Origin of the sequence: Fibrobacter sp. UWH6, assembly GCF_900142465.1 — a bacterium.
In the GTDB taxonomy this organism is placed as follows: Bacteria; Fibrobacterota; Fibrobacteria; order Fibrobacterales; family Fibrobacteraceae; genus Fibrobacter.
In genome coordinates this window covers 1-24,593 of record NZ_FRAX01000016.1, presented here as the reverse complement: position 1 = coordinate 24,593, position 24,593 = coordinate 1, and the positions used below count along the sequence as shown (strand labels likewise).

The 24,593-nt window shown below is 51.2% G+C and carries 20 protein-coding genes; 14 read left to right on the top strand and 6 right to left on the bottom strand.

Features of this window, described 5'->3' with window-relative positions; translation table 11 throughout:
* The first annotated feature begins 225 nt into the window (after positions 1-225).
* The 3 genes from fabF to BUB73_RS12740 all read left to right on the top strand — a co-directional run bounded on the left by fabF (position 226) and on the right by BUB73_RS12740 (position 3,128).
* Positions 226-1,455 (top strand): beta-ketoacyl-ACP synthase II, encoded by a 1,230-nt coding sequence (gene fabF / locus BUB73_RS12750; RefSeq protein WP_073160503.1) that lies wholly within the window; start codon positions 226-228, stop codon positions 1,453-1,455.
* Between the two features lie 92 nt (positions 1,456-1,547).
* The gene (locus tag BUB73_RS12745) at positions 1,548-2,486 is read left to right on the top strand and encodes a YfiM family protein (protein WP_249269337.1); all 939 of its coding nucleotides are present in this window, start codon (positions 1,548-1,550) and stop codon (positions 2,484-2,486) included.
* A gap of 72 nt (positions 2,487-2,558) precedes the next feature.
* Complete coding sequence (locus BUB73_RS12740) at positions 2,559-3,128, top strand: fibrobacter succinogenes major paralogous domain-containing protein (protein ID WP_073160505.1); 570 nt, start codon at positions 2,559-2,561, stop codon at positions 3,126-3,128.
* A 14-nt stretch (positions 3,129-3,142) separates the two neighbouring features.
* Here BUB73_RS12740 and BUB73_RS12735 read toward each other — a convergent pair whose 3' ends face one another.
* Positions 3,143-5,179 carry a CotH kinase family protein gene (locus tag BUB73_RS12735; RefSeq protein WP_073286373.1) on the bottom strand — a complete coding sequence of 679 codons (2,037 nt, stop codon included), beginning with the start codon at positions 5,177-5,179 and terminating at the stop codon, positions 3,143-3,145.
* Positions 5,180-5,405: 226 nt separating this feature from the next.
* Here BUB73_RS12735 and BUB73_RS12725 point away from each other — a divergent pair, with 226 nt between their 5' ends.
* From BUB73_RS12725 to BUB73_RS12705, 5 genes are all read left to right on the top strand, one after another.
* Complete coding sequence (locus BUB73_RS12725) at positions 5,406-6,602, top strand: FISUMP domain-containing protein (protein WP_083539774.1); 1,197 nt, start codon at positions 5,406-5,408, stop codon at positions 6,600-6,602.
* Between the two features lie 60 nt (positions 6,603-6,662).
* The gene (locus tag BUB73_RS18040) at positions 6,663-6,764 is read left to right on the top strand and encodes an LEPR-XLL domain-containing protein (protein ID WP_175552217.1); all 102 of its coding nucleotides are present in this window, start codon (positions 6,663-6,665) and stop codon (positions 6,762-6,764) included.
* Between the two features lie 59 nt (positions 6,765-6,823).
* On the top strand, positions 6,824-8,035 hold the full coding sequence (locus BUB73_RS16695; RefSeq protein WP_083539772.1) for an FISUMP domain-containing protein: 1,212 nt from the start codon (positions 6,824-6,826) through the stop codon (positions 8,033-8,035).
* A gap of 282 nt (positions 8,036-8,317) precedes the next feature.
* Positions 8,318-10,639 carry an ATP-dependent helicase gene (locus tag BUB73_RS12710; protein ID WP_073286359.1) on the top strand — a complete coding sequence of 774 codons (2,322 nt, stop codon included), beginning with the start codon at positions 8,318-8,320 and terminating at the stop codon, positions 10,637-10,639.
* A 107-nt stretch (positions 10,640-10,746) separates the two neighbouring features.
* Positions 10,747-12,267: a GGDEF domain-containing protein gene (locus BUB73_RS12705; protein ID WP_073286356.1), complete on the top strand. Its 1,521-nt coding sequence runs from the start codon at positions 10,747-10,749 to the stop codon at positions 12,265-12,267.
* On the opposite strand, the gene BUB73_RS12700 is transcribed toward BUB73_RS12705, so the two are convergent.
* Both BUB73_RS12700 and hflX read right to left on the bottom strand, forming a co-directional pair.
* Positions 12,268-12,849 carry a phosphatidylglycerophosphatase A family protein gene (locus BUB73_RS12700; protein ID WP_073161399.1) on the bottom strand — a complete coding sequence of 194 codons (582 nt, stop codon included), beginning with the start codon at positions 12,847-12,849 and terminating at the stop codon, positions 12,268-12,270.
* Between the two features lie 249 nt (positions 12,850-13,098).
* A complete protein-coding gene (gene hflX, locus BUB73_RS12695) occupies positions 13,099-14,286 on the bottom strand; it encodes a GTPase HflX (protein ID WP_073237914.1) in 1,188 nt (395 codons plus the stop codon).
* 51 nt (positions 14,287-14,337) lie between these two features.
* Between hflX and BUB73_RS12690 the strand changes: the two genes are divergently transcribed.
* Genes BUB73_RS12690 through BUB73_RS12680 form a run of 3 tightly spaced genes read left to right on the top strand, consistent with a single transcriptional unit; the run spans position 14,338 to position 19,089 of the window.
* On the top strand, positions 14,338-16,917 hold the full coding sequence (locus BUB73_RS12690) for a hybrid sensor histidine kinase/response regulator (RefSeq protein ID WP_073161401.1): 2,580 nt from the start codon (positions 14,338-14,340) through the stop codon (positions 16,915-16,917).
* A gap of 14 nt (positions 16,918-16,931) precedes the next feature.
* On the top strand, positions 16,932-18,011 hold the full coding sequence (locus BUB73_RS12685) for an ABC transporter permease (protein ID WP_073286354.1): 1,080 nt from the start codon (positions 16,932-16,934) through the stop codon (positions 18,009-18,011).
* Positions 18,004-19,089 carry an ABC transporter ATP-binding protein gene (locus BUB73_RS12680; protein ID WP_073286350.1) on the top strand — a complete coding sequence of 362 codons (1,086 nt, stop codon included), beginning with the start codon at positions 18,004-18,006 and terminating at the stop codon, positions 19,087-19,089. Before BUB73_RS12685 ends, BUB73_RS12680 begins: the two co-directional genes overlap by 8 nt.
* 35 nt (positions 19,090-19,124) lie before the next feature.
* Here BUB73_RS12680 and BUB73_RS12675 read toward each other — a convergent pair whose 3' ends face one another.
* Both BUB73_RS12675 and BUB73_RS12670 read right to left on the bottom strand, forming a co-directional pair.
* Positions 19,125-19,814: an NAD-dependent deacylase gene (locus BUB73_RS12675; protein WP_073161404.1), complete on the bottom strand. Its 690-nt coding sequence runs from the start codon at positions 19,812-19,814 to the stop codon at positions 19,125-19,127.
* A gap of 10 nt (positions 19,815-19,824) precedes the next feature.
* Positions 19,825-21,204 carry a M20/M25/M40 family metallo-hydrolase gene (locus BUB73_RS12670; RefSeq protein WP_073237926.1) on the bottom strand — a complete coding sequence of 460 codons (1,380 nt, stop codon included), beginning with the start codon at positions 21,202-21,204 and terminating at the stop codon, positions 19,825-19,827.
* 154 nt (positions 21,205-21,358) lie between these two features.
* On the opposite strand from BUB73_RS12670, the gene BUB73_RS12665 reads away from it, so the two are divergent.
* Both BUB73_RS12665 and BUB73_RS12660 read left to right on the top strand, forming a co-directional pair.
* A complete protein-coding gene (locus BUB73_RS12665; RefSeq protein ID WP_073237928.1) occupies positions 21,359-22,546 on the top strand; it encodes a beta/alpha barrel domain-containing protein in 1,188 nt (395 codons plus the stop codon).
* A 14-nt stretch (positions 22,547-22,560) separates the two neighbouring features.
* Positions 22,561-23,331 (top strand): redoxin domain-containing protein, encoded by a 771-nt coding sequence (locus tag BUB73_RS12660; RefSeq protein ID WP_073286347.1) that lies wholly within the window; start codon positions 22,561-22,563, stop codon positions 23,329-23,331.
* 176 nt (positions 23,332-23,507) lie between these two features.
* Here BUB73_RS12660 and BUB73_RS12655 read toward each other — a convergent pair whose 3' ends face one another.
* On the bottom strand, positions 23,508-23,864 hold the full coding sequence (locus tag BUB73_RS12655) for a hypothetical protein (RefSeq protein ID WP_073161408.1): 357 nt from the start codon (positions 23,862-23,864) through the stop codon (positions 23,508-23,510).
* 83 nt (positions 23,865-23,947) lie between these two features.
* Between BUB73_RS12655 and BUB73_RS12650 the strand changes: the two genes are divergently transcribed.
* A complete protein-coding gene (locus BUB73_RS12650) occupies positions 23,948-24,448 on the top strand; it encodes a hypothetical protein (protein ID WP_073161409.1) in 501 nt (166 codons plus the stop codon).
* Positions 24,449-24,593: the final 145 nt, after the last annotated feature.

Here is a 24,593-nt window from a genome sequence, read left to right as displayed (position 1 = left end):
AAATGTAGATTATTGTTTGTCAATGCTTTGGAAACGTTTTTAAAGGTGGCGTGGTTTTGGCGTGGTGACCGAAAATGGGGCTGCTTTAATCCTGATGTAAGATTTCTGTAAGTTTTTTATTATAATTTTTTCGCGGTCTCGCCAATGGTGTGACTTTAATCAACAAAATGAAATTTCTACATTTGGTAATAGTTAACTGACTCAAATCTTAACCTTTGGGAATATATGGAAGAAGTTGTAATCACTGGTATGGGCTGCGTTTCTGCCCTTGGTAACTCTCCCGACGTTCTTTGGGACAGCCTCCTCGCAGGTAAGTCCGGCATCACCCCGATCACTCGCTTTGATGCAACCAACTTTACCACCAAGTTCTCCGCTAGCGTGAACGAATTCGTTGCAGACGAATACTTCAGCTCTCGCGACCAGTCCCGCTACTCCCGTAGCATCCAGTATGCCGTTTACTCTGCATACAAGGCCCTGGCCGATGCAGGTGTCGATCCTGCTGCAGAAGATCCCAGCCGCGCCGGTGTGATCATCGGTTCCGGTATCGGTGGCATGAAGATTTACACCGACACTTGCGTTGCCTATGCAACTCGCGGTCCTAGCCGTGTGTCTCCGTTCTTCATTCCCATGGCTATCACCAATATGCCTGCCGGTGAAGTTTCTAACCGCATTGGCTGGATGGGCCCCTGTTTCGCAGTGACCTCCGCTTGCGCTACTTCCAACCACGCTATCGCTGCCGCCTACGACGCTATCCGTCTGGGCCGTGCCGACATCATGCTGGCTGGCGGTGCCGACGAAACCGTGAACGAAGTCGCTGTTGCCGGTTTCTGCTCCATGAAGGCTCTGTCCAAGCGTAACGACGATCCGACCACCGCTTCCCGCCCGTTCGACGTTGACCGCGACGGTTTCGTTATCGGTGAAGGTGCTGGCGTGCTCGTTCTCGAAAGCCTTTCTCACGCTCAGAAGCGTGGCGCAAAGATCCTCGCCCGCGTTGCCGGTGTTGGCATGAGCGCCGACGCTCACCACATGTCCGCTCCTCGTGAAGACGGTGAAGGCGTTCGCATGGCTATCGAAATGGCTCTCCGCGATGCTAAGATTTCTGCTTCCGACGTTGGCTACGTCAACACCCACGGTACTTCTACTCCGCTGGGCGACGTTGCTGAATGCTCCGCTCTCGAAAAGGTCTTCGGTCTCCGCGACACTCTGAAGATCAACTCTTCCAAGTGCATGATCGGTCACGCTCTCGGTGCTGCCGGTGCTCTCGAAGCAATCATCACCATCAAGTCTCTCCAGAACCAGATGATCCACGCTACCACCAACGTGTTCAACCAGGACGAACGTATCCACTTTGACGTTTGCGCCAACAAGAACACTGCTCATAGCTTCAAGTACGCTATGTCCGATGGCTTCGGCTTCGGTGGCCACAACAGCGTCGTGCTCCTGGCTAAGGACTAATGAGACCGCTCGGCCTTTTGGCCCTTCGGCTCAAATCTGATTTTAGGAAACCTCTTGGCTTATGCCGAGAGGTTTTCTATTTTTGCAGCCCGATGAAAAGAGTGTTGAAATATATGCTTGCCGGTGTGCTGGCTGGAACTGGTGCGGCTCAGGCCGACAGCTTCCTTGGTCCCATGACCTGGCGAGATTCCACCTGGGATTACCGCTCCGAGGATCCTCAGGAAAATCACGAGTTCAGTGCCCTGAAGCTGACGGGCGTGGCCTCTACGACCCTGATCGCCTACGGTGCCGCCTACTGGCTTGTCTTTGACAAGGGCTGGTGGGGCGAGAACGGCAACGATTTCCACTTTGAAAACGATTTTGACTACGCCTTGAACCTGGACAAGCTGGGGCATTTTGCCTCGGGTGTGGCTCTGGGCGAATTCTTCTACGAAGGTTACCACTGGGCTGGTGTCTCGGAATTCTATTCCTACCTGTTCGCAGGTCTTTCTGCCATGTCCACCCATATCGCCATCGACATCAAGGACGGCTTCGCTCCCAGCTGGGGTTTCAGCATCTTTGACGTTCTGTCCGGGTCCCTTGGCGGTTTCTTGCCTATGGCAGAACGCTATGTTCCGCTGTTCAAGTATGTGGACCTCAAGTGGAGCTACTGGATCAATACCAAGGTTTACTACCGCCAGGACCACCAGGCTTCAGACGGCATCTTTACCGACGACTACGTGAACCAGACTTACTGGGCTAGCTTCAAGCCTTACCGCATGCTGCCCGCCGCAGCCCGCGCCTATTACCCCAGCTGGCTTGCCATTGCCGTGGGTCTCAGCATTGACGAGGGCGTCTTCATCAAGCATTACGAGGGAACGCCCCATCGCGAAGTCTACATCGCCCTGGACTACGACCTTGAAGCCTTCCGGCCCCAGAGTCGTCTGGCCCGCCAAATTGTGCGTTACTTGAACTACTTCAAGTTCCCGGCTCCCACGGTGCAGGTTTACCCCGAAGTCCACTGGTACCTGATGTACCCCATCAAGTTTTAAAAAAAAGCGGGGCGAATTTAGTTATTTATCCTTTGCATTGCAAAATGGGGAAAGAAATATATCTTTAGTTGCATGAATAAAATTTTCGTTCCCTTTCTTTGCTTCTTCCTGCCCACTTTAGCAATATCCGTGCCTGTCACGGGTTCTTTTACGGATTCTCGAGACGGTCAGACCTACAAAACCGTCAAAATTGGCTCAAAAACGTGGATGTCCCAGAATTTGAACTTTAAGTCCGAAGGGAGTGCCTGTTACGATAACAGTGACGAAAACTGTAAAAGGTACGGCAGACTGTATGCATTTTCATCCGCTGTAAAATCCTGCCCCCGAGGCTGGCATCTGCCCGATAACGACGAATGGACCATGTTCAAACGCTTTATCGAAGATAGCGACGGAAAGGAAGAAGCATGGGTCAGCCTAAAGTCCAGGGACAAATGGGACGGCTCCGACCGTTATGGTTTCGACGTGGTTCCGGCAGGGAAGGCTACGGATGAGTTTGTAGATCTGGGTGTGTCTGCCCATTTCTGGAGCGCTACCGAAGAAGATGGTGATGCCTTTGGTTGGCATCTGGCTCCTCCGGGGGACTTTTCCAGGGATTTCGATATCAGCACCAATATGTACTCGGTGCGTTGCCTACGCGATTAGCGTGAGCGTCCTTTTTACTTGAATTTGGCTGTGTAGGTGGCCCCGGCCGATGCGTAGACAAAACGGGGATTCTGGGCGGATCCATCTTCCCATTCTACGAAGATGCCGCCGTTTCCGCTGGCTGTCAACTTCATGGGGTGACCGTTAAAGAAATTGCCTGTGTAGCTCTGGCTGGGCAGGGCGATATCATCTAGCAGCACTGTTCCCAGTCCTGTGGCGCTGATGGTCATCTTCACCAGGGATTCAAGGCCAAATTCGTTCTGGAATTCCTGGATGACCTTGCTGTCCCTGCTGCGGGACCAGGTCTTGAGGCAGGAGCCCGTATATTCAAATCCGTTGTTGCAACTGTTGGTGTACCATAACTGAGCCCTGGGGAATTTATTCATATCGCGGGTAATATCGGAAATGGGCATGGTGGATACCATCTTGTCGACAGCGGTTTCAACCTTTGCGGAATTGACAAAACTGTTGTACAGGACGGCAGCCCTGTTTATGAAGGTGCGCCTGAAGTTCTCGTTCTTGATAATGTTGTTGTACAGGTTGTGGAAGCAGAGGCTGTTGCTGGACTTGTAGCAGGATCCGCTTGTGGTTCCGCCGTTCTTGATCCATGTAAATATGTTGGTGCTCTGGCCAAAACCGCTAACGTTCCAGGTCCAGTCAAAACCGTGGTCGATGTCGAAGGCCATGAACTTCCAGGGCTGTTCTACGGAGTGCCAGGCACGAAGGTTGTTGTTGGGCCAGTCTCCGTTGTGGTAGTAGATTTCTGCCGCCATGTAGTCAACGTAGCTGGCGATGTCCAGCATGGTTCCCAGGGTGATGTAGTTGGCGTCTATGGTCAGGTCGTTATTGACGGCGTAGTTCAGCATGCTGATGTAACCTTCGCTGGTACCACCGCTGGCGCTGATATCCGTGTTCGTATGCTTGATGACGTCCACGCCCTTGGAATCGATTCCGTAGTTGGTCTCTACGAAATGTTCGTTCAACTTTTCACGCATGTCGTGAATGCCGTAATAGACTCCGTTATAGAAAACCACCACCTGGCGAGAACGCTGGTAATCCACATGGGTCCCTTCCAGCAGGCTTACGGCCATGGGGTCTTCGATGTAGTCGCTGACAAAGCGGTTGCCGTTGTTGCGGAGGTTGAATGCCTTGAACTTTTTCTTTTCGGGGCGGGTGTCAAAAAGCGGGTACTTCAGACGGCCGTCCTGGTATTCCTTGCGCATGGCGATCGAAACGGATTTCTTGATCTGGTTTCGGCTCCAGCCGCCCATGATGGAAATCCCGGCGTCAATTTCGAAATCCTTCTGGGTGGAACGGCTGCCGTTGGCGAAGTATTCGACATGTACCGGGTACTCCACGTCTTCCCAGAACTTGGCGGAGTAACAGGGGTCCGGGGAGCACTTGGGGGCCGCGACGTAACCGTTGAAATATTCCGGAGCCACGCTAATGGCCACTACGGGCATCGAAATGGTTTCGTTGATAAAGTAGGTCTGGGTTTCCTTGGCGACGATGCCGTTACCGATAAATTCGTAGCAGCGAACGGCAGTTGTAGAAGAGATGTTCTTGTTGCTTGCCTGGGCCGTGGCACTGGTGGGTTCGGAACCGTCGTAAGTGCAACGGATCACACCGCCATTCTTCGGGGTAGGGGCGGTCAGGGTAAAGGCTGAGTAGAATCCTGCCGGCGGAAGGGCTGAGGCCGGAGTCTCGGTTTTCTGCGACGAGGAGCTTGCCTGTGATGCAGATGATTTTGGGACGTCAATAGAAGAACTGCTAACCGGGTTGACGGAACTGTCAGATGAATCCGTCTTACTGTCAGAAGATTTACCGCTGGCTATCGAACTGGAGGATGTCTTGAACGGAGACATGTCTGAACTGGACCTGAAAAGGTCGGAAGGAACATCGATGTCTACCGGATCGCCTAGAACACCGTCCTTGATGGAAACGGTAACGATTTCTTCGTAGTTTTCGCTAGAACAACTTGCGAACAGGAACGAGATAACCGCCAGTGACGGTATCAGGGAGAGAATGCTCTGGCGAAACTTTAAATGCATACATTTAATTTAATTAATCCCTCAGACAGCGGACTCCGGCTGTTGTGCCTTTATCGGCGTACGAGGGGGTAAGCGTCGCCAATTAATTATGAGGTATGAATTACGAGTTATGAGATTTAGCTACGCGGCGTAGCCGCCAAATTTTAACCTCGAAGCGAGCCCCGCGAGCGCCCTCGAACCTCGTGCCTCATCAACAATTTCTATCTTCTTTCTTTGGAGTGAACAAATGAATCGACTGTTACCTTTTGCCCTGGCCCTGTTCGCGGCAACCATGTTCTTTACCGCCTGCGGTGACGACGACAGCAGCAGCTTCGTTGAACCGGAAAAGGAATCCTCGTCTAGCGAAATCCTGAGCAGCGGCGACGGGACCAGTGACGGCAATGGAGACAAATCTAGCAGCAGTGTCTCGTCTTCGACTACGAACAGCTCTTCCTCTGCGAAATCCAGCTCGTCTACAGGAGACAAGAACAGTGGCGGTGAGTCTAACCCAGCCTCGTCAAGCGTTAAGTCGAGCAGCTCGGGAACGTCTGCGGACTCGTCGGCAGGGAATAGCAGTAGCTCTAGTGAATCTGCATTAGAACCCTGTGATGCAGCAGAAGAAGGGGAGACAAAACGTGTCTTGGCAACAGGGGTCAGATATATTTGTAAGAATGGTTTTTGGGTTGAGGTTGAATCGTCTAGTTCTGTTAGCAGTAGTAGCTATTTTGACATGACGGAACAATTCAATCCGGATGTCAAGTACGGAGAATTTACAGACCCTCGCGACGGACAGAAATATCGTACGGTGACGATTGATTATAAGTACCATATGCGCGGCGTTGATTCTGTCACCATATTTGCCGAGAATTTGAACTATGGCGAGAGGGTGCCGGGCGGTACGGTACAGGGGAAAGGTACCAAGTATTGCTATGATGACGACCCGTGGTACTGCGACAACGGCTGGGGCGGTCTCTATACCTGGAGCAACGCCATGGGTTTCCCTGCCGTATGTGATAGTTTCTCTGTCGCTTCGGAAAAATGTCCTAATAAGTTCGATTTAAGCAGCGAGAATGAAAATTTCAATGGAGATGTTCTGTTTACCCAGCATCAAGGAATTTGCCCAGACGGGTGGCATGTGATGAACGAGGATGTATGGACGCTTCTGTCTGAAATGAGCGGTAGTGATGTTGCCTATTACATGGGCTCAAAGGTTACCGGATTCGGTAGCAAGAATTCTTACGGATTATCGATACTGCCAGCCGGGTATTGGCAAGAAAAAAAATTCGAACACATTACTGAGTCTGTGGGCTATTATCTGCCGCAACAACATAAAAGTCAAGAGGATGTTGCTCAAGCGGCCTATGTTAACAAAAATTCTTTTAGTCGGAGTGGAGGGGCTCTTAAGACAAATGCTCTTTCCATCCGCTGTGTAAAAAACTACTAACTATAACAAGATTTTGAACAAATTAACAAAGCCTTTTTGGAGAAAGGCTATAGGGGTTATGTGTCTAAATTCAACAAGAAGAACAAAAAGTCTAAGAAATACAACCGCAATAATTACAAAATTGAGTCTCTAGAACCAAGACTCTTGATGGACGCTGCGTAAAAATGATGCTCACATATAAATTTTTTATTTTTCAAACGAGTTATGACAAGGATATTTGAATGAACCTGCTCAGAATTTTTTGCCTGGCCCTGTTCGCGGCAACCATGTTCTTTACCGCCTGCGGAGGCGACTCCGGGAGTGGCGCAAGCGACGAAATTTCCGTGAACTCGAGCGACGACGAAGGCCTCGACGCCGCCTCCAGCAGCGGGAAGACTTCCAAGAAGAGCTCCTCGAGCAAGGGAAACTCCGCAAAATCGAGCGAAAGTGCCACCTCCAGCAGCAGTGTCATCCCCGGCACCGACCGGAGATCTAGCAGTTCTGTGGCGGCATCGTCGGGAGCGGTTAGCGATGTCGGGATTAGCTCGAGCAGCTTTGTGCTGGTAGACTCGCTTTGCGACAGCGAATATGAAGGTGGGTCAAAATTCATTTCGAAGTACAATTTGAGGTATCGTTGCATAAACGGTCACTGGATTCTACAATCCAGCAGTTCTGTTGCCCGTTCGAGCAGCAGTAGCAAGTACTACGACATGAGCGAGCTGTTTGTGAACGACCAGGGCTACAGCTACGGCGAGTTCACCGACCCGCGCGACGGCCAGGTGTACAAGACCATTCGTTATGAAGTCCTTATTTCTGGACTTGATTCCATTACTTTTTTTGCGCAGAACCTGAACTACGGGAAGATGATTGATGCCGGAATCCAGATGACCGACTCCACGAAATTCTGCTACGACGACGACCCGTGGTACTGCGACAACGGCTTCGGCGGGCTTTACACCTGGGCTAGCGCCATGAATTTCCCTGCCGCCTGCGACAGCTTTGGCTTGGGCACGAGCAAGTGCCCTGTAGAGTATGACTTGATGAAAAATCCGATTCCTGAAGCCAAAGGTGCATTGACGGCCGTTCTCCATCAAGGAATATGCCCCGAGGGCTGGCATGTGATGAATCAAGAAGAATGGGGCTTGATTATGAAGGGAAGCATATCGCGTAATGGTGCCAATTATTTGGGGGCTGTCCTGTGGGGGAGCAACCAACGCGGATTCTCCCTTCTGCCGGCGGGGGATCTTAAATTACAGAGTAGATACAGTAATGAAAAACAAGCTACTTATCAAAATATAGAAAAATACGCTTGTCACTGGATGCCCGGTGAATACGACAGTGAAGAACATGAAGTGTTAGGCAGGATAGCTTTTGTCGCTGACAATTATGTAAACCGACCTGCGGGTCTAAAGAAAGTCAACGGGGCGTCCGTCCGGTGCGCAAAAGACTACTAATCGGATGGCTCTGTCAAGTTTTTTCGTACGGCCAGGGTCAGATTGCATAAACGCGTTTTGTTAGCTGTATTCTAACTGCAGGCTCTGTCAGTCCAGACTGTATGCTGCAAACCTACTGTAAATATGCTTTGGCGCCGAAGCTAATAAACAGCCTTGAAATGGCGTTTCTGGAGTAAAAATGCAGTTTTCGACGGGCTGACAAAACGGACTTTTTATGCTAGTTGCTCAAATGTGTATGGGGTGACTTGACAGAGCCTTTGTTAAAGTGTATTTTTGTGCAGTATGAATTTGCTTTCTAAACTAGACGCAGAACAGCGCGAGGCTGTTGAAAATACCGAGGGCTTTATTCGTGTGATTGCCGGGGCTGGTTCCGGCAAGACCCGCACGCTTACCCATCGCTATCTGTATCTGGCTAGGGAGCTGGGGATTTCTCCATCCAATATTCTTTGCGTTACCTTTACCAACAAGGCCGCCGGCGAAATGAAGAACCGAATTCGCACCATGCTCAAGGGCGACGATTCCGGTTATATTTCCACCTTCCACGGTTTTTGCGTACAGTTCCTTCGCGAAGATATTCATGTGCTGAATTATCCCAAGGAATTCATGATTCTTGACGAAGACGATCAGAAGACCTTGCTAAAGAAGTGCTATGCCGAACTGGGCCTGCACCTGAACGACCTTAAGATCAGTAGCGTCATGGATTTCATTGGCGGTCGCAAGGCCAACGAGGCGGATTATGTTTCCCTGTTTGCCGACAAGGATGCCGAAGGCCTTTTGGAATTGGTGGAGGCTGCGCCTGATAAGTGGCATCGGGTTTATTACCGCTACCTATATGAACAGCGCAAAAATTTTGCGCTGGATTTTGATGACCTCATTCTGGTAACGCTTTATATTCTGGAACGCTTCCCCGAAAAGCGGGAGAAGTGGGCCAAGCGCATGATGTATGTGATGGTGGATGAATTCCAGGATATTGACGGTCAGCAGTACCGCCTGGCGGAACTGCTTTGCAGCTACCACAAGAATCTTTTTGTTGTGGGGGACCCGGACCAGACGATTTATACCTGGCGGGGGGCCGATGTCAACCGCATTCTTGATTTTGACCGCCACCACGAAGGCTGCAAGACAATCCTTCTGCAGAACAATTACCGTTCGACGCCCTCGATCCTGAAAATCCCGGATTCCGTTATCAAGAATAACGAGTTCCGTATTCAGAAGGTGTTGAAGCCCACCAGGGCCGGCGGCAAGACGCCTGTGTTTTACCACGCCAAGAACACCCGCAAAGAGGCGGAATGGATTGTGGAACGGATCAAGCAGGCAATCGATAACGGCGTCAGTCCCAAGGATATCGCAGTCCTTTACCGTATGCATTCCCAGTCCCGCTCTGTAGAAGAAGCGCTGATGTCTTCGGACTTGCCTTACAAGGTTTACAGCGGTATCGGATTTTACCAGCGCCAGGAAGTGAAGGATGTGCTTTGCTACTTGCGTATGCTGGTATACGGCGACGACTTGAGTTTTTTGCGTGTGGTGAATACGCCCAAGCGCATGTTTGGCCCTAAGAAGCAGGCTATCTTGCAGAATTACGCCACTAGCCGCGGGCTGAATCTTTACGATGCCCTTCTAGAAATTTATGTGGCCGCCGAGGCGGAAAATGCCGCCGTCGAAAATGATGCTGTAAAGCCTGACCTGGATTGTGCCGCTTTCATGGCCCGCACCAAGGTGGGCGAGTTCGTCAAGCTGATCGAGAAGTACCGCGGGCTTTACCGCGATATGGCCGTCAGCGATGTGCTGACCAAGATGCTCCGCGAAACCGGCTACGAAGAAATGCTTCGCCTGGATGGTGACGAAGACCGCCTGGGTAACCTTGCCGAACTTAAGCAGGGCGTCATGGAGTTCGAAAAGAACTTCGAAGAAGATGCTACCCTTGATGAATACCTCCAGAACATCGTGCTGTTCACAAATAGCGATGGCTTGGGGGATGGAGCCGGCGATGGGGCGGGCGGTTCCTCTGACTCATCCGCTGAATCTGCAGAAGTCCGCAAGGATAAGGTTCAGCTCATGACCATCCACAACGCCAAGGGCCTGGAATTCCCTTATGTGTTTGTCTGCGGCCTTAACGAAGGCTGCTTCCCGGTAAAGCGAGTCAAGAACAAGGCTCAGCTAGAAGAGGAACGCCGTCTGGCCTATGTGGCTCTGACCCGCGCCGAAAATGTGCTGTGCATCAGCGATTCCGAAGATAGCGCCGGTGGCGATGTCCAATGTCGCTACCCGTCACGGTTCCTGCTGGAAATGGATATGGACGACCTGGATGTGGTTCAGGGTTTTACCGAGGAATGGTACCGCGCCGCCAAGGAACATATTGCCGAGGTGGATCGCAACCGCGAACTGGGCGAGAATCTGGATGGCGAATCCGGTGTAGATGGTGTTGTCGGCAAGAAAGCTCCCATTGCCAAGTTTGGGGAAGGGGACCGTGTCGTTCACAAGATTATGGGGGCGGGTACCGTGGTTGGTGTCGATGCCGAGAACTTATACTACGAAGTCAAGTTCGATAAGATTGCGACTCACAGGGCAATTCAGTTCGATTACCCTCTGCAAGCCGAAGAATAGATCTATTCACTCCAAATTAGGCCAAAAATACCTTTTTTTAGATGATTTTCCTATGAAGTTGATTGGGAAATGTTCCCACGGGTATTTTTTTATTTACTTTAAAACTGATGAAACGATTTTTTGAATGGTTGCGCAGCTACATCCTGTATGCTTGTATTGATCCTAGGGAGTTTCCTAAGATTAAGGCGGCTATGGACCGTAATAACCAGGCGGCCCTTCATGCTTTTTCAAGGATCGCGGTGGTGCTGTTTGCTACGGCCCTGTTGCTTTCCCGTTCATTCCAGATTGAAGTTAAGATTGACCAGAATTTCGGTTACAGTTTTGGCCTGGTTCTATCGCTGATTATTTACTTCGCCAACTACTATCTGGTTCCCCGCAAGCCCAGGTTGCTGCCTTGGCTGATATACCTGTTTGACTGTGTTCTGTTCGGCTTTGGATTCCTGTTGGCCTTTGTATGTTCGCCAAACCAGCTGACCATTTCGCTTTTGGTCATGTTCGCCATCGTGCCCATGTTCTTTACAGACCGCCCTTATCGATTGGCGATCCTGTATTTCGTTTTGGAATTGCTGTTCATTCATCTTGTGAAGATTTTCAAGCCCGCCGAAATGGTGAATCTTGAAATTGTGAACATGGTGGTCTACAGTAGCGTGGGCTTGATTCTTGGAACCTACATGACCCGAATGAAGCTGGAACGTTTTGTGTTTGAGTATCGAGTTAATGAATTGACGAACCAGGAACAGCTGACGAAATATTTGAAGTCCATTTCCAATATTTACGTTACCATGTATCATGCAGACCTTGATACCGGGATGTTCATGGAACTTCGTAATGATGTAGATGCCCTGAAGCCTTATGGTGCCATGGGCCCTCATGTGGAGCAGATGTTACATCATGGTGCCTTGCAGACTGTGGATCCCGATTTTCTTGAAAACGCAAAGAAGTTCCTGGACTTAGGGACTTTGAAGGAACGTCTGAAAGGGAAGACGACCATTACTCATGAATTCCTTTCGCAGAGCGGGATGTGGTGCCGCGCCCGTTATGTGAACGTGGACTTTGACAAAAAAGATGAATTGCCCCGCTACGTGATTTTTGCGGTGGAAAATATCAGCGAACAGAAGCAGCGTGAAAAGGCCTTGATTTCCCAGGCGGAAACCGATGCCATGACTGGCCTTTACAACCGCAACGGTGGCGTTTCCAAGATCAAGGAAAAGATGCACGACCGCCTGCAGGGAATGCTTTGCCTGTTTGACATAGACAAGTTTAAGTCCATCAACGACAATTATGGCCACCAGGCTGGTGACAAGGTGATTGTGGCTGTAGCCGATGCCATGCAGAGGACCTTTCGTGACGTCGATGTGCTGCTGCGTCTAGGTGGCGATGAATTTATGGTATTCCTGAGCAAGGTGACCAACGAGGAGTTGGGTGCACAGGCCATTGGACGATTCTTTACGGAACTGAATAAGGTCTCTATTGAAGGCCTTGAAGATTACAATATTGCCGTAAGCCTTGGTGCCACCTTCTTTAGGGGCGGCAAGGTTGACTTTGATGACCTTTATCGACAGGCCGACGACTGTACCTACGAAAGTAAGAAAATCGAGGGCCGTTCCTTTACCTTCTGGCGCGGCTGATTAAAGTCCGATTCCGAATGCGATGGCGCCCATGAGGATGCCTGCGTAAATACCGCCCAGCAAGTCATCTGCCATGACGCCCCATGCTCCGGGGAAGGCTTCGAACTTGTGGATACCTAGGGGCTTCAGGATGTCGAAGAATCTGAACAGTCCGAAGGCCACTGCAAGGGTCCAGGGATGGGCGAGTATACTTGCATTAGAAATAAATGCTAACGACATGAAAATGCCGCAGACTTCGTCAATGACAATCCAGCCCGGATCTTCGGTCTGCGTATCCTTCATGGCCTTCTTGACAAAAGGGATGGCGGCGAAGAATACGAAGATGGCGGCGATAAGGAAGGCGCTGTTCAGACCGGCGGATGTTCCGCGGATGCCCAGGTCGGGTGTGCCGATTTTGGCAAATAGCAATGCCATGGGGTAGGCGACGATGGCGGCGGCCAGGCTTCCCATGGTGCCGGGGGCCTTGGGGCTCATGCCCGAACCGAAAAAGGTGCAAATCTGTGCGGAGATGAAGTCGGTACCGCGCCACTGGTGAGGGACGCGCTTCTTGCCATACTTTTCTTTAAGTTCTTCTTTGTTCATAATTTTTAGGTATCAGGTATGAGGTTGGAGCCTGCGGCTCCTTTCAGCTAAATAATTGCGCCGAAGGCGCCAAAGTTAGGTATGAGGTATCAGGTACGAGGTCGGAGCCTGCGGCTCCTTTCAGCTAAATAGTCGCGCCGAAGGCGCCATATTTTAACTCATAACTCGTAACTCATAACTCGTAACTCATAACTCGTAACTCATAACTCGTAACTCGTAACTCATAACTCATAACTCATAACTCATAACTCATAACTCTTCACTCTTCCACGGTGATTCTGCTTCTTCCTTGATTTTTTCTGCTTGTGCTTCTCGCTTCTTGTGCCAGTTGGATAGCTGCTCCCTGAAGGCTTCTCGCAGGCGTTCCATGCCGATGTTTTCGCGGGCGCTGACCTGGATGGCTTCGGGATAGTTTTCAAGCAGTTCGTTTCGGCGGGCTTCGTCGCAGACTTCCACCTTGTTGAATACGCGGAGGCGGGGTGTGTCCTTGCTGATGATACCTTCCAGAGTCTTGTGGGTGACTTCCAGATGTTCGCGGTAGTCGGGTGCGCTTCCGTCAACCACTTCCAGGATGCAGTCGGCGTGGGCGGCCACTCCCAGGGTGCTCTTGAAAGTTTCGATCAGGTTGTGGGGGAGTTTGCGGATAAAGCCCACGGTGTCGGAGAGGATGATGTTCTCGCCGTCAAGGAACAGCTTGCGGGTGGTGCTGTCCAGAGTGGCGAAGAGCTTGTCTTCGACGTAGACGTCGGCACCGGTGAGCCGGTTGGTAAGAGTACTCTTACCGGCGTTGGTGTAACCAACGATGCCGACGTGAAAGATGTCGTTGCGGTTTTCCGCCTGGCTTTCGCGGGCGTCCTCGATTTTTTCAAGTTTTTTCTTCAGTTCCTGTATGCGCTTGCGGATCAGTCGACGGTCCGTTTCCAGCTGGGTTTCGCCAGGGCCCTTGGTTCCAATACCGCCGTTATGTTGTCTACACAAGTGGGTCCACGCACCGGTAAGGCGGGGCATCATATACTGCAACTGGGCCACTTCTACCATGAGGCGGCTTTCGGCGGTAACGGCATGCTTTGCGAAAATGTCCAGGATTAACCCTGTGCGGTCAAGGACCTTGATTCCCGGCATTCTCTGTTCCAGGTTGCGGACCTGGGAACCGGATAGATCATCGTCGAAAACCACCATCTTGGCGTCGTTTTCTTCAAGGGCTTGTTTTACCTGATTTACCTTGCCTTCTCCAATAAGGGTAGCGGCATTGAATTGCTGAACCCTCTGTAAAAAGCTTTGCACAACTTCAGCTCCGGCAGTTTCTGCCAGTCGACCAAGTTCCGCCAATTGTTCGGTGGCGAGCCAGGGACGCACTTTTGGAGTGGCGATACCAACCAAAATGCAACGTTCCTTCTGGTCTTTCTCTTTCTTGTGCTCAATCGTCTTTTCTCTCATACGACTACATATTAGAAATTTGTTATTATTGTGTGCGAAAAAGGGCCTCCTATGGAAGACAAAAAGAACAACAGACCGATGGACATGAATCCCAAGTTTTTACTTGCGACTTCTGTTGCCGTTGGCGTTTTTATCGCTGCCGCTTTTTTTGCATACATTGTCCGTGAAGCTCATGTGAGACAGATTGAAATGTATGTCGCATGGGAAGTTAAGCAGAAATCGGAACTGCTGAATCATCATCTGGATGCATCCCGCGTAAAGGTTCAGTTGATGGCTTCGGAACTCTCTCGTCGGCTAAAGAGTTTGCCCGTTACGCCGGCTGCTGTTAAAGAGGTGGCGGAAAATAGTGAGGACTTTTTTGACTATGTGGACTTCCTTAGGCTCGATGGGGTCCTTGTAAGCGAAGACAATCAGTTCGATCTTTATGATGAACCCCTCTATAGGGAAGCCATTTCCAGAAAGAACAACGTCTTCTCCATTCTGAAGTCCAAGAGGAGTTTGCAGGCCCTAGCAGGATTTGTACAGCCCGTAACATTTAAGGATTCTGTTGTGGGCTATCTGGTGGGCTCCATGGGTGGCCGTACAAAATTACGCCATTTGCTTGATTCCTCCTTGAGTAACCGCCGTGCGTACGAATACATTCTGGATTCCAAGTTGAACGTGGTCTCTTCTCTGGATGAGGCGGAATATGGCCTCCCGTTCAGGTCTGTGCTGACTGGTAATTTTGCCGATCGCAATATGGACTTGTTCCGTAAGGCCGCCTTGGATGATTCCATTGTTGAGTTCACCTATGGCGACGAGAACGGTGCCCACGTAGCCGGTGTTTATGCCATTGGCGATTACGGATTTTACCTTGTGGTCCGGGTCCCTCCGGAAGAAATTTCAAAGGTTTCTATCCAGGTTGTGGTTGGCGCCCTTCTAATAGCCTTGATCATCGTCTTGATTGTTTTCCTGGTAATCTACTTGATGAACCGGGCCAGCCGCATGATCCATACAGAAAACAGGGACCACTTCCAGAGTGTGGTCGGCGCCTTGGCGGAATCGTACGCCAGTGTCTTCGAAGTGAATCTGGATACGGGTGAAAACCAGTGCATCCGTATTGCCCCCATTCTCGTTCAGAAGGCTGGCGCTCTCTTTAGCGGAGACGCCAAGTATAATCAGATCATGGCTGTGTACGCCAACCGTATGGTTATTCCCGAAGACAAGGCCTTGTTTGATCAGGTGTTGACCCTTGAAAAGGTGAAGGAGGCTTTTGCCAACAGGTCTCAGTTTGATTTCGTATTCCGTACCCAGGGGAACGGTACGACCCATTATATCCAGGCTCTTTTCGTAAGACCTTCCAAGATTCGTCCGGAATTTGTGATGGGCTTCAAGAACTTTGACGAAACCATGGAGTTGGAACGTTCAAAGCAGAAGAAACAACTGGAACAGCGAATCGCTCTGGAAACCGCCCTGGAAAAGGCTCGCTCTGCCGATAAGGCCAAGTCGAAGTTCCTGTTCAACATGAGTCATGACATCCGCACACCTATGAATGCGGTACTTGGCTATGATACGTTGGCCCTGCAGTATTTGTGGGAACTGGGTCTGCCTCCCGAACAGACTGAAAAACTTTCTCGCTGTCTGAATAATATCCAGATGTCCGGCAAGCAGCTGATGGGCTTGATTAACTCCGTGCTGAACATGGCTCGCATTGAATCGGGCGAAGTGTTTCTGGAAGAGTCTCCCACTGTGGTGGCCGAACTGACAGGCGAAGTTGCCGTGACCTTCGAAGAAACTGCTCGAGAAAAGAATATCATGCTTCTGGTGTCCAGAAACATGGGTCACAAGTATATTTTCTGCGACAAGGTTAAAGTCCAGCAGGTGATTCTGAATGTGGTCAGCAATGCGGTGAAGTATACCGAGAACGCTGGAACTGTCAGAGTGAACTTCCGCGAAATGCCTCACGAAAAGGAAGGCTGGTGCTATATGGTGACTACCGTTGAAGACAACGGTGTGGGTATATCGGAAAGTTTCCTGCCTCATATATTCGAAGATTTTGAACGCGAACGGTCTGCGACGATTAGCGGTGTCGTTGGTTCTGGCCTTGGCCTGAGTATCGTCAAGAAGTATGTGGACTTGATGGGTGGTACCATCGAGGTGAACAGCAAGGTTGGCGAAGGTACCAAGGTCGTGGTGAAAACTCCTCACCGTGTTGCAGAAAGCGATAGCGTGGGTGATGGTAAGAATTCGCCGAAGTACATTGCTAACCTTCAGGGCAAGCGAATCCTTCTTGTAGAAGACAACAAGTTGAATCGCGAGATTGCCGAAGAAATGCTGAAGAGTTTTGGCGTTCATGTGGAATGTTCCGAAGACGGCATGGAATGCCTTGAAAGGTTGGAACGTGAACCGTCTGGCAGCTACGACTTGATTTTGATGGACGTGCAGATGCCTCGCATGGACGGCTATGAGACGACCCGCAGAATTCGTCAAATGTCTGACCCGCTCAAGGCCTGCATCAAGATTTATGCAATGACTGCAAACGCCTTTGCCGAAGATGTCCAGGAATCGGTGAATGCCGGCATGGATGGGCATATTTCTAAGCCGGTTGACTTTACCAAGTTCTATAACCTTTTGCAGAAGGTGTTTAACTAGGGCGGGCTTGGCACATGAAAGTTCGATTGACTCAAGAAACCTTGAATCGTCTGAGACGTTTCCGCAGGAATCGTCGGGCTTTCTGGTCGCTTGTGGTTCTTGTGGCGGCTTACCTGCTTTCGTTGACTAGCCCCTGGACCGTGAACGACGAACCCCTGTACATGAGCTACAATGGCAAGAGCTATTTCCCGGCCTTTGCCCGATATAGCGACAAGGACTTTGGCGGTAGCTATGATACCGAGGCCGATTACGGTGCCTTGTTTGCTGCGGTTCGTGAATGCGAAGAAGATGCCGCCGAAGGTTTTACTCGAGCCGGTGGCTGTCCTGCTCTCTGGACCATTATGCCTCCTGTGGCTCATGACCCGCTGAAGGCCGACCTGGATAATGACGGTGCGCCGCCTTTCGCCCCCAGCGCCAAGCATTGGCTGGGAACGGATTCCAATGGCCGCGACGTTCTGGCCCGCTTGATTCATGGTTTTAGGATTTGTATCAGCTTTAGTCTACTGCTAACGGTTCTGGGTACGTTCCTGGGAATCGTCATTGGTGGCATTCAGGGCTATCTTGGAAAGTTCTGGGATACCGGCATGCAGCGCATTATCGAAATCTGGTCTTCGCTGCCCATGCTTTATGTGGTGATTCTTATTGGCAGTATCTATGGCCGCAGTTTCTGGCTTCTGATTTTGATTATGGCTGCTTTCAACTGGATTTCGCTCAGCTACTATATGCGTGCCGAATTCATGAAGCTGCGCGGCATGACCTATGTGCAGTCCGCCCGCGTGTTGGGACTTGGACATCGTCATATTTTCTTCAAGGAAATTTTGCCCAACGCCATGACGCCTGTGGTGACGCTGTTCCCCTTTACCTTGATTGGCGGAATCGGAAGCCTGACCTCCCTGGATTTTCTTGGCTTCGGTCTGCAGCCGCCTACACCTAGCTGGGGCGAACTGATGAGCCAGGGATTGAATAATCTTTACGCCCCCTGGATTTCTGTAAGTACGGTGGCGGCACTCTTTGTGACCTTGCTTTTGACCACTTTTGTAGGCGAAGGTGTTCGCGATGCCATGGATCCCAAGTCTGGAGACCGCTATGAGTAACACGGTTCTTTCAGTAAAGGATTTGTCGGTGGCCTTCGGGGCTGCCCGCCTGCAGGTGACGGACGGTGTTTCCTTTGACATCCATGCCGGTGAATTCTTTGCGCTGGTGGGGGAGTCTGGTTGCGGTAAGAGCGTGACCGCCATGAGCATCTTGCGACTGCTGCCTCAGCCCTCCGCAAAAATTGTCAGCGGCGAAGTGCTGTTTGTTCCCAGCGCCATTAAGAACGCGTCTCAAGGAGCCTTTCAGAACGCGTCTCAATGTGTCATTCCGAGCGATAGCGAGGAATCTTGCATTGACTTGTCCAAACTCCCGCTGAAGGAACTTCAGAAGGTTCGCGGTTCCGAAATCGCGTGCATCTTCCAGGAACCCATGCAGGCCCTGAATCCGGTGGTGACTATCAAGAAACAGCTGCTGGAAGTTTTCAAGTTCAGTGCCCGCGCACGTTCCATGGTAGGCTCCGGGAAGGATGCCCCTGAAGCGGAAGTTCGCCGCATGCTGAACTTGGCCGGCTTTACGGATCCGGATCGTGTCTTGAATTCTTACCCTCATGAACTTTCGGGGGGTATGCTGCAGCGAGTCTGCATCGTGATGGCGTTGCTGCCTAGGCCCAAGCTGATTATTGCCGACGAACCGACTACGGCTCTTGACGTGACCGTGCAGGCTCAGGTTCTGGCGGTGCTTAAGGAAATGGCCGAAAGTACTGGAACCGCAGTGCTGCTCATTACCCACAACATGGGTATCGTTTCCCAGTATGCCAACCGCGTGGCTGTAATGTATGCGGGCCGCATTGTTGAAGTGGGCCCTGTCCGTGAAGTCATCAACAATCCGCTGCATCCTTATACCCAGGGCTTGCTGGCAGCCATTCCTGAAAGTCACAGCGAAATGAAGAACCTGAAGTCTATTCCGGGCTCTGTGCCGCATCCCAAGGATTTTGTGTCTGGCTGTCGTTTTGCGGATCGATGCGAACGTTGCTCCAAGCTTTCCGCCGACGCTCAGGCTCGTTGCCGCGGTAACGAAAAACCGCCCCGGAGTCAGGACTCCGAAGCGGATCATATCGCTTTCTGCTACGGTCTATAAAAACCGGTTAGCGGAAACTTTTTGACGTCCACAAATTATTTAAAGTTCTTGCACCATTCCGGTACAATGACGCTGGCCTTGCCCTGGATGCTTACATCGGTGTAGGGGTCGCTGGCGGGGACTTCCAAATTCAGACAGGTAACCTTGGCTCCGTAGGAATGGGCCAGGCTCTTGAAACCGGCGGCGGGGTAGACCACACTGCTGGTGCCAATGTAGACAAACTCTTCGCATTCTTCCAGGGCCTGCTGGATTTCTTCCATGTACTGCGGGGTTTCTCCGAAGAACACGATGTCCGGACGGCTCATGGCACCGCAGAAGGGACAGATGGTCTTCATGGTTTCTTCGCCCTTGAATACGAACTGGTGTCTGGGGTCTCGTTCGCAGGTCAGGCGCATCAGGTCGCCGTGCATATGCAACACCTGGCGGCTGCCGGCGCGTTCATGCAGGTCGTCTACGTTCTGGGTAATCAGCAGGAATTCGTCGCCAAGACGGTTTTCCAGTTCTGCCAGGGCGTAGTGGGCGGCGTTGGGCTGGTGTTCCTTGAGACCCATGCGCAGGAAGTTGTAGAAATCCTTGACGCGCTTGCGGTCGCGGTAGTAACCTTCGGGGGTGCATACGTCGTCGATGTTTTCGTGTTCCCACATGCCGTCGTTACCGCGGAATGTCCTGAGTCCGGATTCCGCGCTAATTCCTGCACCAGTTAAAACAACCAAGCGTTTTTTCATAAGTGATCCTCTAGCAGAGGCCTCCAAAGAACAAGGTTTCTGCTACGATACCCTTTTCGAAGTCGGGCAGGTAAAGGCTTTCGTTTTCGCCGTGGGCGTTACATTCGGGGTCTTCAAGACCGGTCATCAGCACGGGGATGTTGCCCAGGGTGCTGCGGAAAAGTTCTGCACCGGGGATGCTGGCGCCGCAACCGATAATCTTGGTCTCGCTTTCGTAGGCGGCGGTCATGGCATCGCTCATCTTCTTGAAGAAGGGGTGACTTGTGTCTGTGACGAAGGGGTTGGCGCCGTCTTCGGTAACGATGTTGCACTGGATTCCATAAGGAACGTGCTGCTTCAGGAAGTCCACCAGCAGCTGGGTGCAGCGGTCGGCGTCCATGCCGGGGGCCAGACGGATGCCGATGCGGGCGTAGGCGCTGTCTTGCAGAACGTTTCCTGCGTTCATGCGGCTGCCCACTTCCATGGCGGTAACCACCAGGCTAGGCTTGCGCCACAGGGTCGTCAAAATTTCATCTTCGGAACACTTCAGCTTGACGCCATCCAGGACGCCGCCGTCGTTGCGGAAGATTTCTTCGGTCATGCCCAGGCTCCTGTAAGAGGCCAAGTCTTCGGCGGTGGGCGGAACCAGTCCGTCTTCAAAGCCGGGAATCAAGATCTTGCCGGTACCGTCGGTCAGCTCCGCGATCATGCGGCAAAGGACCTGACCTACGTCGGGAATGGGGCCTGACCAGGAGCCGGAATGGAGGGGAGCCTTCGTTGCCTTCAGTTCCACGGATACGGCGCTCATGCCGCGAAGGGTGGTGGTAATGGAGGGCGTGCCCTTGGCGAAGTTGCCCAGGTCGGCGATGATTACGGCATCGGCCTTCAAAAGTTCGGCATGCTTTTTAAGGATGCCTGCGAAACCTGCGCTGCCGGATTCCTCTTCGCCTTCGATAATGAACTTCAGGTTAGGGCCGTCGTTCTTCTTAAGGGCGCGGACCTGTTCCAGGGCGGCCAGGTGCATAATGATGCCGGCCTTGTCGTCGGCGGTGCCGCGGCCAAAGAGACGTTCTCCGTCGGCACTGACGGTTGCTTCAAAAGGCTTGGTGTTCCAGAGGGCCTCGCGCATGGGGGGCTGCACGTCGTGATGGGCGTACAACAAGATGGTGGGCTTGTCCGGAGAGGTCAGGCTTTCGGCATAGACCGTGTGGCGGCCGCTTTCCGGAGTCAGGAACTGGATGTTGGTGAGACCTGCTTCGGCGAACATCTGCTTGACGGCCTCGGCGGATTCCAGAACATACTTCTGGTCAAAATTGTCGAAACTGATGGAGGGAATGCTCACCAGCTTGCTCAGTTGCTGAATATAGGTGGGCATTTTTGCCTTGATAGCTTTCTTGATCTGCTGTTCCATAAGTCTTGTTATATAGTTAGCGTTTTTGACCTGATTTAACCACACATGAAAATAGTAAAGAAAAATGGGGCGCAGTGTCAGGCCTTTATATTTTCTATTTTAAAAGGCGTAATAATTGACGCTGACTATAAAAAGGCGATTAAAAGGTGTAATTATGGCATTCAATTGTGTAAATCACGAATACTACCTGAACTTTGGCGACCGCGTGTTGGCCATGATCCGCAAGATTTTCCACAACAATCCGGAATTCCGTCATGACTCCCTGAAGCATGCCGCCAGGTTTGCTCCCATCATTCCCTTTATGAGCGGCCGCCCCGACTTGAGCAAGACCCTCAAGCGCGTGGTCACTTTCCCGGACCATAGCAATTCCCTGTATTTCGGTTGCCCCATCATTCTGGCAGCCGGTGCCAACAAGACGGCCAAGCGCATTTGCGACTACGCCAATATGGGTTTCGGCGGTATTTCTGTAGGTACTGCCACCCGCAACTTCCGCGAAGGTAATACCCACCGTCCCCGCGTCGGTTTCATCGAAGAGGAACGTGCCATTCATAACAGCATGGGCCTGAATAACGAAGGTGTCGAAGTCATTGCCCGCCGTGTAGACGCCCAGCTGGCCAAGGCCCACAAGGTTGGCCTCTGTGTCGGTGTTTCCGTTGCCGAAACTCCGGGCCTGACCAACGATGAAGATAAATTAAAGGACGTGGTGGAAAGCTTTGCCATCGCCTACAAGGCTGGTGATTACATAGAAATTAACGTGAGCTGCCCCAATACCGGTGAATCCCGCGTAGACATGGACTTGTCCCTCACCGAAAAGATCTTCAGCGAAATCATGAAGTTCCGCAATTCCCAGACTTTGCGCAAGGCCGTTTATGCTAAAATCAGCCCGGACCTTTCTGAACGCCATCTGGTGAACATCATGGATATGCTGGTGCGTTGCGGCGTGAACGGTGTGGTGGTGGGCAACACTTACCCCACCAAGAAGATTAGCGAACTTCCCGTACAGACCAAGTTCGAAGACTTGACGCCCCTCCGCGCCGATGGAGATTGCGGTGGCATGTCTGGCCGCCCCCTGTACGAGAACATGGTATGGAACGTAAAGTATATCCGCGAACATTACCCCCAGATGAGCGTGATCGCATGCGGCGGTATCGACCATGGCTTCAAGGTGTTTGACCTGATCAAGATGGGTGTGGATGCCGTGCAGTGCTATTCTGTGGTGGCATTCCGCTGGATGGCCGCTCATTCCATGCGTAAGGAACTGGCTGCCGCCCTCAAGGAAACGGGTTATGCCACCCTGCAGGATTACGACAATCATAATCCCAAGGTGACGACTCTGAAGTAGGTGGGCGAGGCGTCATGAATCGCAATTTTGCATTTTTGATTCTTTGTGCGGTTAGCTTTGCCTGTGCCGTGCCCTGGCTTGGTGTTACCTTCAAGAAGGGAACTTTCGAAAATCACTTGGCCCTCCAGGTTATTGGCGTGCATCCCGGTTCCGGTTGCTTTACCGCAGGCATGGTGGCCGGTGACCAGATTGTGGGTGTCCAGGGGCAGCCCCTTCAGGATGTTGCACAAATCCAGCAGGCTATTTCCAAGGGCAAGGTGGGGTCGAACGTCAAGATTGATGTGGTTCGTGAAGGGAAGAAGATTCCCATGACCGTAAAGATTACGGATCGCCCCGATGATATCAGCAGCCTGACAGGTTCCGCTATCGGAAGCAAGATGGCTGAATTCGGCGCCAACTTCTACAAGAATGGCGAAAAGCGCAACGCCAAGCCCAAGGCCACCTTGCTGGACTTCTGGGCTACATGGTGCGGCCCTTGCCGTAAGACCTTGCCTGTGCTGGCCAATGTGTATGGCAAGTACGCCTCCAAGGGCCTGGAAGTCATCGGTATTTCTAACGAAGATACAAAGACTCTGAATGCCTTCTATGTGCAGCAGCACGCTTCGCCGTACCCCCTCTACCGCGATGCCACCCAGGAAATGTGGCGCCGCTATGGAATTAGGGCGGTTCCCACCTTGATGCTTCTGGATGAAAACGGTTACATCAAGCGTGTCTGGAGCGGCGCTCCCTCCCAGTCCATGGTTGAAAAATTGGTGGTCGAAGTGCTGAACGAAGCCAAGAACTAGGCTGGACCAATTTGGTTTTGAAGCTCGTGAGCTGGTTTGATGAATTCGCAAATAAACTGGAGTAGTTCTGCTGCCATAATATTGGATTAAAGCACAAAAGAAACCCCTCATTTTTACTGAGGGGTTTCTTTATAAAGTCAGATTTTTTAAAGAGCGGCAAAATCCGTATTATAGGATTACTGCATGCTCTTCTTCTGGTTGTCGAAGATCTGTTCGTATTCAGCCTGGCCGATACGCTTGTAACCCGTGGTGATGCCGCCGAATTCATAGTAAGCGGAGTCTCCCTTGACGGTCATGCAATACTGCATATCCAGGGAATTCTTGCCGCAGATTCTGCCGTCTTCGAACTTGGCGGTAAGGTCGCCATTGATGTTGCGGATTGTGAAGTTCTGATTGTCGTTGCTCAAAACTTCGAAAACCATATTGGATTCACCCTGCCAGTGGCCCACATAATTTGCGGAGTCGTTTCCGCATGCGGTAAAGAGGGTTGCTGCTGCAGAGAGTGTAATAGAGAGGGCGATAATCTTTTTCATGCCTCTAAAATAGTATTTTTGGCGTTGGAAAACGCGAAATCTATTGTAAAATGCAGTTTATTCTAAAACATATTCATCTTTTAATGCCTGTAATTGCTGTTGCGCTGGTATTTTTTGTCTACCAGCTAATTCAGGACAATCGTCGGCCTATCCCAAAGTTTGAAAGTAATTATGTTGAGGAATCCTGGTCTGCCGAGGAATATTTGCGCCACCTGAACAACCGAGCCTTTAATGGTGATGAGGTCCACCGTCTCTTGCTGAACCGCACCCGACAGAAACCGGGGGTGTACCTTGAAAGCCTGGAACCGGTTATGGATACGGTGGGTCTGACGGTGGTGAACGTCTTCCACAATGTGATGGGGGATGATTACATTCCCGTAATCACAAGCGGTAATGACTATCCTTTTCATGCCCGAAATTCTAAGCACTACTTTAACAAGGCTATTGATTTCCGTATTAAGAACATTCCCATTGAAAAACGCCGGATGGTTGTAACCGGCGTCGAAGATAAGCTTAAGGGCAAGGCCCGAGCAATTTGGGAAAAAGGCGATGCAGAACACCTGCACGTAGAGCTGTTGGAGTAGTGAGCTATGAGTTGTGAGTTAAAATATGGCGCCTTCGGCGCGATTATAAAAGGCGATTTCTAATCGCTAACGCATAATGTTGAACTTTTTCAAAAGATACTCATTTGGTGTTAGGTAGTCAAGCCTTTTTCTTGGTCTATTGTTC